Raw genomic sequence first — 13195 nt, 5'->3', positions numbered from 1 at the left:
TGAGAGTGACCAATTGCGATGACAGCTTAAGCCTTCTTAAATCTTAGGAGTAATCGACGATGCGCGCCGATATTCACCCAAAATATGAAAAATTAGTTGCAACTTGTTCTTGCGGTAACGTAATCGAAACTCGTTCAGCAGTTGGTAAAGAAACTCTTTATCTTGACGTATGTTCTGCATGCCACCCGTTCTACACTGGTAAGCAAAAGAACGTTGACACTGGCGGTCGTATCGACAAGTTCAAACAACGTTTTGCTGGTATGTCACGTTCTATCAAACGTTAATCTCCAGTACAAAAAAACGGGCAATTGCCCGTTTTTTTGTACCTTAGATTTAGGATCTAAAAATATAGACCCTAATGCACAAGACCTTATTGGTCTTGCACATCAATTAAATGATCGAGTTTTTTCTGGAAATAATCACCTTGAATAAAGCGTGCATCGACATTCCACGCATTTGCAAACAGGTTCATATCATTTAAGTCACGCAATAACACTTCCACAGGTTTAATTTCACTATAAATGCTCAATTGTTTCTGCAATTCTTGCGTTGAGTCATCAGCAGCCAGTTTTTCAGTCAGTGCGCTGTGCAAAGTCAAGTAGTGGATATCGACTTGTTTTAAGATGGATTCACTATAAATCGAATGACCAAAATCGCGAAGAGATATTTCAGCGCCGTACTGACGTAATAAACTGATTTGTTTCTGTGCATCACCTAAGTTTTGGCTGATATCTTCTTCCGAGAATTGCAAAATTAATGGATGGCTGAGAGGGCTACCAATAATCGTAATCAGTTTGGACACAAATTCAGGGAAGCTACGGTCTTGTAATAAAACAAATTTGTTTAAATTGACAATCAACTTCGCTTCAGGGTATTGGGTAATGAAGTTGTGCAATTGTTTACAGGATTCAACTAAAATCCAACGATCCAGTTTAATGGCTAATTCTGGGTCTTCAGCCAAATCAATTAAGCCTGTCAGTGTTTTCCATTCGCTATTGAAAATAAAGCCGCTGGTCACTTCGTAGGTATATAAATTGGTGTCTTGTTTGTCGTAAAGTTGTTGATATTTAAGGTGAATTTCACCGCGATCAAGGCTTTGACGTATAGCAGAAATAATCGTAGATTCACTATAGGATTGTGGTACAGCTGCGGCAGATTCAATCACATTTAAATTAGATTCACCAAAGGACAAGTCTAAGGCTAAACCTGAGTTGTGGTGTTCTTGCGGTTGTGGAAGTGCGTTGGCAAAACCTTGGCTAATCAGTTGCTCAAAACTGCTTTCATTTTGAATGTCTTGAGTGAGTGGCACATAACCAATGCGCAAATTAAGCGGGTAGCTGTGCTGATCTACCGTGAGTAATTGTGGTTTCGTGAGTGAGTTTAAGCCAATCAGTTTCGATTCTAAAATTGCAGGCGATTCTGCTTGGAACAAACCAACCACTAAACCATTACTCACATTAAATAAAGGTACATTGGTCTGTTCTTTTAAAAAGTTTCGGATGTTGGCAAAGTAATTTTTTGTGGTTTGCCAGTCGGCTTGGAAAATTGATTCAGGGCAGTTCGCCAAAGAAAACACCACCAAAGCATTGGCATTAGATGGCTGTTTGGCTAAAGTGCGATTTACCAATTGGTAGGTGCTTGGTTTTGTCGCTGCTTTGTCTGCTGTCGTTTGAGCAGGGACAGTATTTTGCGCCGTATTTTCAATATCTATGGTGATTTGTATGGCGTCGTCAGCTGCTCCAACAAATTCAATTTTGAGCGGGTTTTGTTTTGCTAATAGCGGGTTTTGGCTATGAATATCAAAACGGCCGTGTTCAAATTGTCCTTGACTGACTTTCTTAAAGCGGAATTTAAAATCTGTAATATCTTGCGGTTGCAATAAATCCAATAATGGCAAGCCAATAAGGTCATCTTCACTTTTTAAACCAAATAGCTGTAAATATTCAGCATTGGCTTGTGCATGAATTCCTTCCTGAATAATGGCTACTGCTTTGCTACTGTCTTCGACCAACGCCTGAGCTTGTGATTGCGCATTTTCCAGTTCAGTCATAAGTTGTTCTTGTGACTGCTGTAAGCGACTAAAAGACAGTGCGCGAATTAAGCCAAAATAGAAGCGTTCGGGGTAATCTAAATTGATAATGTCATAGATGCCTTTGCGCACATAACTGGTGTATTGTGTGGCATCGTAATCGTCTGGTTTGAGCAAAAGCAGCGGTAAATTTGGTTGCTGTGATGCACGAATTAGAGTAAGTGCTTGATCGACTTTTAGGTCATAAGCACGACCAAAAATCACCAAATCCCAAGTTAAATGTAATTGTTTTTCAAAGTTTTTAATGTCATCTAATAGATAAGCCTGAACACGGTGCTCATTTGCAGCGAGTTGTTCACAAATTTGATTAAAACGTATTTGGTTGTCATCGATTATGAGTAAACGTGTTTCGGTACGTTTGAGCTTTTTAGACAATAATGGATTTCTCACTTTAATGCTTCCCATAAATCGTGATTTTTAACTTCATTCACTTGTTTCTGAATAAAACCATCAAGTAAAGGCTGTTGTTGGTCATTCAACAACTCAAAATCAAAGCGCATAAAGCTTTGGGTAATCAATAACGGCTTAATTAAGAACACTTTAAGTTCTTCTTCACCTAAACGTAATTGTACGGTTTTTTTGTCACGTAATACTTGCAGATTTGGCAAAATCAACGTGGTATTGACTTCATTGACCTGCGTACTTTGTACCAATAATGCTGGATGATAATGTCCTGTATGTCTATCTGTTTTAATAAAAACAGCACATGGGTAAATATCTTGGGTTAAAATTTCCAAACCAAGTTCTAAACTTTTTTCGGCAGATTGTTTAATCCAACGGATTACACCACCACGCCACGGACTTTGGCTATTTTCCTGAACTAGAATAAATTCACCAGTTTTAAGGTTTTTCGGTGTTTCACCCGTCCATTTAATACGATAGCCATTGACGCTAATATCAATAACTTCGGCATTGTAAATTTGTTTGGCTTGACGGTCTAAGGTTTTAACAGCGCTAATATCTACCGTAGAGTTGGTATGCATGGCATTGATAAACTGGCTTTCATTCTGGAATTGGTAGTTATCGCCCAAAGCCAGCGTTTCATTGAAGTTTTTACCATTAGACAGATAAAAATGTGCCACAGTCAAACCAAAGCAAATTTTAATCCGTGCCGAATATTCATAACGCTCATGCACACGTTCTGCTGTATTGGTCAAAATATTGTGCAAATGGAAATGCAAAGCAGGGGTTAAGAATAGCTTTTCATTGCGTGATAAATGTTCACCTTTACGACCTTGAGCTTCATTTAAATGATCGAGTAGGGGTTGAGTTGCAATAAAAATATTGGCATGAAAACCTTGGCTTTGGTGCGTATTGTAAATAGGTGGATGATCTTTAGTTGCATCGACCACATAACGTGAAAGCGTCGTTTCTTTGGGTAAAACTTGAATCAGTTTTGCCCAGTCAAAGCTACAGAGATATAAGCCTTGAATTTCTGCAGGTCGAATTTGATGGGTGTTGAAAATTTCCAATAAAATCAGCTGCGCATAGGCTTGTGCAATATTAATCAGTTGATGTTGTGTGCCTTGTAGCTGATTAATATTATTTAAATAATAATGTTGTTGAATTGCAGTATCTAAAATTTGGTGTGCAATCAGCCACTGATTTGGCAAGGCGTGGCTATAAAGCATGTGCTGTTGATAGCGCAGTAGAGCTAATTGTTGTAAAGCATAATAGCTAGATAGAACTCGTGCAGTTTGTAAATTCTTTTTTAAATTGAAGGCAAATAAAGAAAACTTTTGTTGAGTAAGTTGTTGGTGACTGCGTCGGCAAATATCAATATACACTTTGGCGAAGTGACTGCGTAATGACAGCGCGAGTTCAATAATATGATCGTTGCGGTCATTACTAATTAAGGCCTGATTGAAAAAATGCTTTTCCAGACTGGTGAGTACATTTTCAAGTGTTGGATGAATAGCTTGAATTAAGTCAAAACGTAATGTTTCCTGACATTTCAGTTCTGAAATTTCTAACAGTGCATTAAACAGGGCTTGGGAAGAATCACCCAATTGTAAAATGGATAAATCCGCTGCCCATGACTGAATGCTTTTAACCGTATTTTGACAAAAACTTAATTGCTCCAGCTTTAGTTCGCTGGGAACTAGAAAAAGATCTGAAGTATCTGTATTCATGATTATTATTTAACTCAATAAGTTGAAACCCCAAAAAGTGGTGTCTTGTTTTTTTCGCCCGCAATTTCCCTAACGAGTTTAGGAACTAAATAGCCTGGTAAGTTCGCCAAAAGCTCTTTATAGATGTGATCAATGTCTTGCGGCATTAAATCAAAATGATGCGCTCCTTTTACTTTATCTAACACGTGTAAATAGTAAGGCATCACCCCCGCATCAAAAAGACGATAGCTTAAATCGACCAAAATCTGGGCAGAATTATTGACCCCATTTAATAAGACTGCTTGATTCAGAACGGTGAAGTTTTGCTCGACTAACTTGGTAAGTTGCGAACACGTAAAGTCATCTAATTCTGCTGCGTGGTTCGAGTGTACCACTAGAATAATACGCAGCCTACTATTTTTTAATAAGGAAATCAGTGATTCATCAATACGGTTGGGAATAACAATCGGAACTCGTGAATGAATTCTCAAAAATTTTATTTGCGGAATAGATGCTAAGCGTTCAATCCAGATACTTAATTTACGATTTGACAAAGTGAGTGGGTCACCACCACTTAAAATCACTTCATTAATATCGGGTTGGCTTTCAATGTAATTACGGATGTTGTCCCAATCTTCAGTTTTTGGCAGGTTTTCTTGATAAGGAAAGTGTCTACGGAAACAATAACGACAATGTACTGCGCAAGCACCAGTCAGGGTTAGCAAAAAGCGTGATTTATATTTGTGTAAGACTCCAGGTTGTTGATTGGCTTGTTCCTCACCCAAAGGGTCAGTGACAAATCCGGGATGATCTTTCAGTTCTAAATGATGCGGCAGAACCTGTAACAGTAAAGGATCGAGTGGATTGCCTTTTTGCATTTTGGCAACAAATGCACGTGGAATGCGCAATTTAAACTGATCGGATGCCAGTAATGCACCTGACAGCAACTGTTGTTCAGACAGCTCTAAAATATTCAACAATTCGCGCGGGTCGGTGATCAAGTCACTGAGTTGAGATTGCCAGTTTTGTTGTTGGTACAGGTAGTTGATCATGCCAAAAAAGATTTAAATATGAGATGAAATGAACCAAGTACACATCTGTATAGCGTAGATGAATTCTGTGTTCATTGAGCGTGAATGCCGCGAATGATTTGATCGCTTTAAATCAGAATCATCACAAAACAGAAGATTTTACCGATATCTTGAGGCGATCGGTAGTGGATTTTCATTGCTTCGTTAAGGCTTGCTCATTTACAATACGTCCGATGAAAAAAAGATGTTGCAAGATGGCGAGCATCGCAGAGCTGCGTTGGTCATTTACTTTGTAACATAAATAGTTAAGTTAGTCAGTTTGGAGTGTGCCAGTCATGGCCTATTATTCTACGAATGATTTCAAGTCAGGCCTTAAGGTTATGCTTGATGGTAACCCATGTTCAATCATGGAAAATGAATATGTAAAGCCAGGTAAAGGTCAAGCGTTTAACCGCGTAAAACTTCGTAACCTTCGTTCTGGTAAAGTTTTAGAAAAAACATTTAAGTCTGGTGATTCATTAGAAGCTGCTGACATTGTAGAAGTAGAAATGGAATACCTCTACAACGATGGCGAAATGTGGAACTTTATGGATCCTGTATCTTTTGAGCAAATTGCTGCTGATAAAACCGCAATGGGTGATGCTGCAAAATGGTTAAAAGATGATTCAAACGAAAAATGTACCATTATGTTGTTTAACGGTGTGCCTTTAACTGTAAACCCACCAAACTTTGTGGTATTAAAAATTGTTGAAACTGATCCAGGTGTACGTGGTGATACTTCTGGTGGTGGCGGTAAACCAGCGAAATTAGAAACAGGCGCAGTGGTACGTGTTCCTTTATTTGTACAGCAAGAGGATAGCGTTCGTGTCGATACACGTACAGGTGAATACCTAGAACGCGCATAATGATTTATTGATTAATCATAAGAAAAAGAGGGGGATGATTCATGTCATCCCCCTTTTTTGTTACTTTGATTATGTGGTAAAAGAATAAGTGAAAAGTAAAGGAAACTGTTGGTGCTTCATTCAAGTGTGCGGTAGCGCAAAGTGTGGATGCAAAAGCAACAGACATCGAAATAAAAGGAGCAAGATCAACCAAGGATTTAGGAATTAAAGCAAGGGTCTGTAGACATTTCATAAATGGCTTGCGCTGTAGGCTAAAACTGAGCAGATCAGGCATGAAACGCAGGGAATAGCGAGACTATTGCCAAGTTTCATAACGCAATCTGAGAAAGTTTTAGCCACAGCCTGAGCAAAAACAAGCACTGCTTTGTTTGCAGTGCAAGGCGCAGCGAAGGACAAGCATATTTTTCTACTGCTATTTCGTTATGAGTCAGTCATTTAGAATGACTAAATTTCCTGCCTCATGCCTTATATCAGTTAAAAAATATGCGTAGTCGCAAACATAGACGAAGTGTCTACAGCCCCTAAATCTCGACATTAAAAGTAACGCTTAAAAATGTAACAAGAAGAGAGATTGACATGGAAACAGTTCAAAAGAAGTCAGGTCTGACTTCAAAAATTATATGGCTCTTGGTCGCCATTTTAGGTGCAATATCTTTTGGAATATTGGCAGTCAGTAGAGGTGAACACGTCAATGCGATCTGGTTAGTTTTAGCTGCGGTCTGTGTATATAGCATTGCATACCGCTTCTACAGTTTGTTTATTGCCACCAAAGTATTTGAGTTAAATGAGCGCCGCTTAACGCCAGCACATCGTTTGGCTGACGGTTTAGATTATGTTCCCACCAATAAAAGTGTGTTGTTTGGTCATCACTTTGCCGCAATTGCAGGCGCAGGCCCTTTAGTTGGACCTATTCTTGCAGCACAAATGGGCTATTTACCCGGCACCATCTGGCTTTTGGTCGGGGTGGTGTTGGCAGGTGCAGTTCAAGACTTTTTGGTTTTGTTTATTTCTACACGTCGTGATGGGCGTTCTCTGGGAGAAATGGCAAAGCAAGAGCTGGGTTCATTTGCTGGCGTGATTGTCATGCTAGGTGCGCTGGGCGTGATGGTGATCATTCTCGCTGTACTTGCCTTGGTTGTTGTGAAAGCTTTAACCAATAGTCCATGGGGTGTATTTAGTATCGCGGCTACCATACCAATTGCAATTTTCATGGGCATCTATATGCGTTTTATTCGCCCAGGGAAAATTGCTGAGGTTTCGATTATCGGTTTTGTACTGATGATGCTGGGCATTATTTATGGTGAGAATATTGCGCAGCATCCATTCTGGGGACCTTTGTTTACGTTAAGTGGCACAGAATTAACATGGTGTTTAATTGCTTACGGTTTTATTGCTTCAGTTTTGCCAGTGTGGTTATTATTGGCGCCACGTGATTATTTATCAACATTCTTAAAAATTGGCGTTATTGCTGGTTTGGCTGTCGGGATTGTGTTTGCAATGCCTGAAATGAAGATGCCTGCGGTGACCCATTTTATTGATGGCACAGGGCCAGTATTTGCGGGTTCATTGTTCCCGTTCTTATTTATTACGATTGCCTGCGGTGCGATTTCAGGTTTCCATGCCTTAGTGTCTTCAGGTACGACGCCAAAGCTGGTCAATAATGAAAAAGACATTCGGATGATTGGTTATGGCGGCATGTTGATGGAGTCTTTCGTGGCGATCATGGCGATGATTTGTGCCACTGTGCTAGACCCGGGCGTGTACTTTGCTATTAACGCACCCACTGCAGTTTTAGGTACAACTGTCGAAAGTGCGGCAGAAGCGGTACGAAATTTAGGCTTTGTGGTGAGCCCTGAAACTTTAACCATTTTGGCAAAAGAAGTGGGCGAAAGCACGATTCTGTCACGTACGGGCGGTGCGCCAACTTTTGCAATTGGGATGGCACATATCATCACCGAGATTTTTAATAACCGCTCGATGATGGCGTTCTGGTATCACTTTGCCATTCTATTTGAAGCATTATTTATTTTAACTGCGGTAGATGCAGGCACACGTGCTTGCCGTTTCATGGTGCAAGATACGGTGGGGATTGTTATTCCTGCGGTGAAAAATTCACATAACTTCTTTGGTAACTTGCTTGGCACGGCAGTCGCAGTGGCAGGTTGGGGCTTTTTCGTCTATCAAGGGGTGGTCGATCCATTAGGCGGTATTAACAGCTTATGGCCATTGTTTGGTATTGGTAACCAAATTTTGGCAGCGATGGCGCTCATTTTAGGTACAGTGATTTTGTTTAAAATGAAAAAAGAAAAATATGTTTGGGTGACGATTATCCCAACAGTATTCTTGTTCATTACTTCCATGACCGCAGGCTGGCAAAAGATTTTCCACGACAATCCAAAAATTGGTTTCTTGGCGCAAGCAGATCGTTTCAATGCCGCAATTCAACGCAATGAAATTTTAGCACCTGCAAAAACAGTCACTGAAATGCAAACCATTGTTATGTCCAATCAAATTAACGCCGTGTTATGTGGTTTCTTTATGATTGTGGCATTTGTGATGTTGTTCGCTGCTATTAGGGTAATTCGCCGTGCATTGGCAAGTCCCACCCCAACTGTACATGAAGCCGAAGCGATTTATCGCGATCCTGAAACTATTCAGCCAAATAGCAGTCATTAGGAGTGAGCACATGATTAAGCTTAAATTTTCCCAACAGGGCAAAACAGTGATTTACAACATCATTAAAATGACCATCATGTCGCAAAAGGATTTGATTTTGAATCCGAAAAACTGGTCACGTATCGGCACTTTATGGCAGCGTTTGCAACAAAGTTTTCGTTTAATGGTCGGTGTACCTGATTATCAGAACTATTTGGAACACATGCGTAAGCATCATCCAGATTTAGAAGCCATGGATCCGAAGACTTTTTATCGTTACTGTGTCGATGCGCGTTATCCATCGGCAAAAGGTGGTTTGAAAAAGTGTCCGTGTTAATCCCGTACCACGATGGAAATGTTTAGAGATATGGGTTGCTTAACCCTCACTGTTTAGGCAGCTTAGAATATCTTTAGGATTTCTTTAGAAATTTAGCAAAACGGTGTATGTTTAAACATGTGCCGTTTTTTTATTGGGTATAAGGGGATTTACTGTGATTTGGGGTACAGAAAAAGTTCAAAAACAACAACTGACGCAAGCGCAGCAACCGCTCAATGCACAGATTGAATCTTATGCTGGCAAAATTCAGGCTTTCTTGACAGAAATTAATACCATTATTTTAGATAAAGAACAGCAGACCAAATTGGCGTTAAGTTGTTTGTTGGCAGGCGGGCATGTGCTTTTTGAAGATTTACCCGGATTAGGTAAAACCACCTTATCGAGTGCTTTATCGCATTTGGCAGGTCTGCAATTTCAGCGCATTCAGTTTACCAATGACATGCTGGCCAGTGATGTGATTGGCGTAAATATGTTCAATCAAAAAGAACATCAATTTGAGTTTAAGCAAGGTCCTATTTTTACCCAAATTTTATTGGCCGATGAAATTAACCGTTGTTCGCCTAAAACTCAAAGTGCCTTGTTAGAAGCGATGGAAGAGGGTGCAGTCACGGTGGATGGTGTGCGTTATAGCTTACCGCAACCTTTTTGGGTAATTGCCACACAAAACCCACTGTTTCAAAGTGGTACTTATGCGCTGCCAGAATCACAGCTTGATCGCTTTTTAATGCGTCTGTCTTTGGGCTATCCATCGCGTTTTGCTGAAAAAATGCTGTTGCAACAAAACTCAAGACATGCGCTGATTGCTAGTTTGGCACATATTTTTACTGAAACAGAAATTTTAAACTTACAGCAATTGGTCACAGAAATTCACGTATCCGATACCGCGCTAGACTACTTACTGGACTTGGCCGCAGAAACCCGTAAAGCACGTCACGGATTATCTACCCGTGGTGTTTTGGCACTAAAAAAAGCAGCGCAAGCACACGCCTTAATCGAGCAACGCAGTTTTGTCACTGCCGATGATATTCAAGCGGTGTTTGTGGCAGTTGCTGCGCATCGTATAGGATTGAGTGAGGCAGAAACTTTGCATGTGATGCAACAGGTTAAAGTGAGTTAGTACACGCATGTTGAAGCAGGCATGGCAAAACTGGATCAAGACACGTTTTCTGTTTGATCGGCACAAAACCTTAAAACAAAAAGACATTTTGGTTTTTATCTACCAACAGGGTTATCTGTATTTAGTGCTGATTTTGATCACGTTTATTGCAGGCGTGAATTATGGCAATAACTTGATTTTAGGCTTTTGCTTTTTGATCAGCGCCATTTTGTGTATCAGTTTTTATTTGACCTTTAAGCAACTGTATGAATTAGAGATTGAAATTGTGACCACCGAAATTGGGCAAGTGGGCGAAGTATTGCAATTACAATTGCATTTCAAACAAGAGCTCGCGCAGGCGCGTTATTTATGGATTAAAGCCAATCATCAATTAGAACAAGTTCTCATTCAAGACAGCCAACAGCAGTATATTTTGACTTTTTTTGCAGCACAACGTGGGCAGTTTCATTACCCTTATTTACAGATTTATTCGGTTTATCCTTTTGGATTAGTACGTGCATGGACTTACTTAAATTTGTCACGTACCGCTTGGGTGGCGCCAAAAGCCGTCATGTATAGCGCAGAAAACAAACAGCATCAACACAGCTTTCAACCTGATTTAGACGAGTTTCGTGAGCTGCGTGATTTTCAATTGGGCGATTCCTTGCAAGCCGTGTCGTGGAAGCAAGCTGCACGCGGTCAGGGCTTATATGTGAAAGTTTTTGAACAATATCAGGATCAACAGAGTATCGATATTTATTATGAACACATGCCTGCACCGACCCACGAAGAAAAATTAAGTTTGATGATGGGTTTGGTCGAACAATGTGAACAACAACAGTTGAATTATGCGATGTTTTTGCCGCATGCAACCCTTGAAAAAGGTCTGGGCGAGCGGCAGTTGAAACAGGCAAAAATTCTTTTGGCACAGGCTTGACAATCATGCACCACTCAATTCAGCAATCTATTCTGCTTAGCCTGATTTTAATTTTGGCTGCTCACATGCTGTTTAGCCCAGTGACATTGAGTGTTATTTTTGCCATCATGTTGTTGCTGTTGTATCGTCACTATAAAAAGAAAACAGCACGTATTTCTAAAGTTTTGACTTATGGATTGACCTGTTGTGCCTTAATCAGTATTTATCTGAGTTATAAAAGCCTGATTGGCATAGAGGCTGGTGTTGCCTTATTATGCACCTTTTTGTTTGCCAAGGCTTTAGAAAGTCATACCCAGCGCGACCTGATTATTTTATTTAATTTTGCACTCTTTGTGAGTGCTAGTTCGTTTTTATACAGCCAAAGCATGTGGATGACCGTGTTGGTCATTCTATGTTTGATCAGTTGTTTAATTGGATTATATCGAATTCAAAAAAGCGCATTTGCAGAGTATGCGCCGCGTCATTCGAGCAGCCAAGATGCAAAGCATGACCTTAAAAATGTAGGCAAGTTTATCGCATACGCTTTGCCATTTTTTTTATTATTGTTTTTATTCTTTCCACGTTTGCCGCCATTATGGCATGTACCGATTCCAGATGCCAAAGGTGTGACAGGAATGAGTGACACGATGTCGCCAGGCGATATAGCTGAATTATCACAATCTTCTGCTTTGGCATTTCGTATTGTGGGGAATATGCAGCAACTGCCGCCACGTTCAAAACTATATTGGCGAGCGATGGTGCTGGATCAATATGATGGTCGCACATGGACGAGCAATTTTAGTAATCAACAATCCGTTCAGGCAGCACAATTACAGCCAGAGCAAGTCGATTTTCAGTATCAATATATTGCAGCAGACCCACGTATTCAGTGGATTATGGCACTGGAAAAATCCGTGCCAAATCAGCAGGGATATATATTGCGCCGTGATTGGAGTATAGTGCCACAGCGTCAAAATGGTCGGATTCAACCCATTGCTTTGCAGTGGGTAGGCGAATCCGCACACATTCAAAAGAATGATGCACAGAGCGAGCGTTATCGACGCTTTATCCAGCGTTTAAATGCTCAGGTACAGACGCAATCTGACCCAAAAGCACAGCAATTTGCGCTGCAGATGTTTGCCCAAAGTCAGCAACAACCAGAACGCTATGTGCAGAATGTATTGCAGTGGTATCGCAATAATGGCTTTAGTTATACCTTAAAACCTGGCACGCTCGGACAAAATCGGGTCGATGAGTTTCTGTTTCAGAGTAAGCAAGGTTTTTGTGAACATTATGCCTCAAGTTTTGCCTTATTGATGCGCTATGTCGGAATTCCAGCGCGTGTAGTCGTGGGCTATCAGGGTGGGGAACTTGCACCTGATGGACAAAGCTGGGAAGTACGACAGCAAGATGCACATGCTTGGACCGAAGTGTTGCTCAATCAACAATGGGTACGCATAGACCCGACAGCCATCATTGCACCTCAACGTATTGATGATGGCATGCAAAACCTTTTGGCAGATGATCGGGCCGTTTTAGGTACTGACACACAAATGTGGCAATACCAGCATTCTAATTTTATTCGTTCTTTACGGGTGTGGAGTGATTATGCGAGTTATCAATGGCAAAGCAAAGTCGTGGGTTATGATGCCGAGTCACAACGTCACTGGTTTGGACGTTTAGGGCTACATTCTAACTATGCTTTGGTCGCAGTGTTAGTTTCAAGTATCCTCATCTTATTGCTGGGTTATTGGGGCTGGATTTTTTGGAAAAAACGTCAGCAAGGTTCTCGTGTGCATCGTGCCTTAGATAAATTTTCTAAAAGATTGCCCGCTCAGTTGCAAAAACATAATGCAGAAACAGTGAGTGTGTGGATGCAGCGTTTAGCAGCGCAGGTAGATGAAAATGAGCAAGAAGCGTTTAAGCGTTTAGGCGTGTCCTATCAACAATATACTTATGCGCCTGAACATGATCATGTTTCAGAGCAGGTATTTTTTGAATTGCTTAAAACTTGCTCGGATGTGCTGAAAAAACGCAGAAAGGGGTTGTCTTAAA

General features: G+C 40.6%; 10 protein-coding genes. 7 read left to right on the top strand and 3 right to left on the bottom strand.

Translation table 11 applies throughout. The features are described from left to right. The first annotated feature begins 59 nt into the window (after positions 1–59). Positions 60–284, top strand: coding sequence for a 50S ribosomal protein L31 (rpmE, locus tag B2W49_RS05345; RefSeq protein ID WP_004971624.1), 225 nt, complete (start codon positions 60–62; stop codon positions 282–284). 86 nt (positions 285–370) lie between these two features. Here the strand turns inward: rpmE and B2W49_RS05340 are convergent, their stop codons facing one another. Genes B2W49_RS05340 through epmB form a run of 3 tightly spaced genes read right to left on the bottom strand, consistent with a single transcriptional unit; the run spans position 371 to position 5252 of the window. Next, the gene (locus B2W49_RS05340) at positions 371–2494 is read right to left on the bottom strand and encodes an EAL domain-containing protein (RefSeq protein ID WP_291335232.1); all 2124 of its coding nucleotides are present in this window, start codon (positions 2492–2494) and stop codon (positions 371–373) included. After that, on the bottom strand, positions 2476–4221 hold the full coding sequence (locus B2W49_RS05335) for a GTPase (RefSeq protein WP_291335230.1): 1746 nt from the start codon (positions 4219–4221) through the stop codon (positions 2476–2478). Before B2W49_RS05335 ends, B2W49_RS05340 begins: the two co-directional genes overlap by 19 nt. Before the next feature lie 14 nt (positions 4222–4235). Further along, positions 4236–5252, bottom strand: a complete 1017-nt coding sequence (gene epmB / locus B2W49_RS05330) for an EF-P beta-lysylation protein EpmB (protein WP_291335228.1) — start codon at positions 5250–5252, stop codon at positions 4236–4238. Positions 5253–5566: 314 nt separating this feature from the next. Here epmB and efp point away from each other — a divergent pair, with 314 nt between their 5' ends. The 6 genes from efp to B2W49_RS05300 all read left to right on the top strand — a co-directional run bounded on the left by efp (position 5567) and on the right by B2W49_RS05300 (position 13194). Next, complete coding sequence (gene efp / locus B2W49_RS05325; protein WP_291335226.1) at positions 5567–6136, top strand: elongation factor P; 570 nt, start codon at positions 5567–5569, stop codon at positions 6134–6136. 576 nt (positions 6137–6712) lie between these two features. Beyond that, positions 6713–8812, top strand: a complete 2100-nt coding sequence (locus tag B2W49_RS05320) for a carbon starvation CstA family protein (protein WP_291335224.1) — start codon at positions 6713–6715, stop codon at positions 8810–8812. 10 nt (positions 8813–8822) lie between these two features. Next, positions 8823–9128 (top strand): YbdD/YjiX family protein, encoded by a 306-nt coding sequence (locus B2W49_RS05315; protein ID WP_291335222.1) that lies wholly within the window; start codon positions 8823–8825, stop codon positions 9126–9128. Positions 9129–9318: 190 nt separating this feature from the next. Further along, positions 9319–10245 carry an AAA family ATPase gene (locus tag B2W49_RS05310; protein ID WP_291335505.1) on the top strand — a complete coding sequence of 309 codons (927 nt, stop codon included), beginning with the start codon at positions 9319–9321 and terminating at the stop codon, positions 10243–10245. A 10-nt stretch (positions 10246–10255) separates the two neighbouring features. Further along, positions 10256–11161: a DUF58 domain-containing protein gene (locus B2W49_RS05305; RefSeq protein ID WP_291335503.1), complete on the top strand. Its 906-nt coding sequence runs from the start codon at positions 10256–10258 to the stop codon at positions 11159–11161. Between the two features lie 5 nt (positions 11162–11166). After that, positions 11167–13194 carry a DUF3488 and transglutaminase-like domain-containing protein gene (locus B2W49_RS05300; RefSeq protein WP_291335220.1) on the top strand — a complete coding sequence of 676 codons (2028 nt, stop codon included), beginning with the start codon at positions 11167–11169 and terminating at the stop codon, positions 13192–13194. Position 13195 lies beyond the last annotated feature (1 nt).

This window comes from Acinetobacter sp. UBA801 (assembly GCA_002296655.1).
Taxonomy (GTDB): domain Bacteria; phylum Pseudomonadota; class Gammaproteobacteria; order Pseudomonadales; family Moraxellaceae; genus Acinetobacter.
This window is presented reverse-complemented; position numbering and strand designations above follow the sequence as displayed.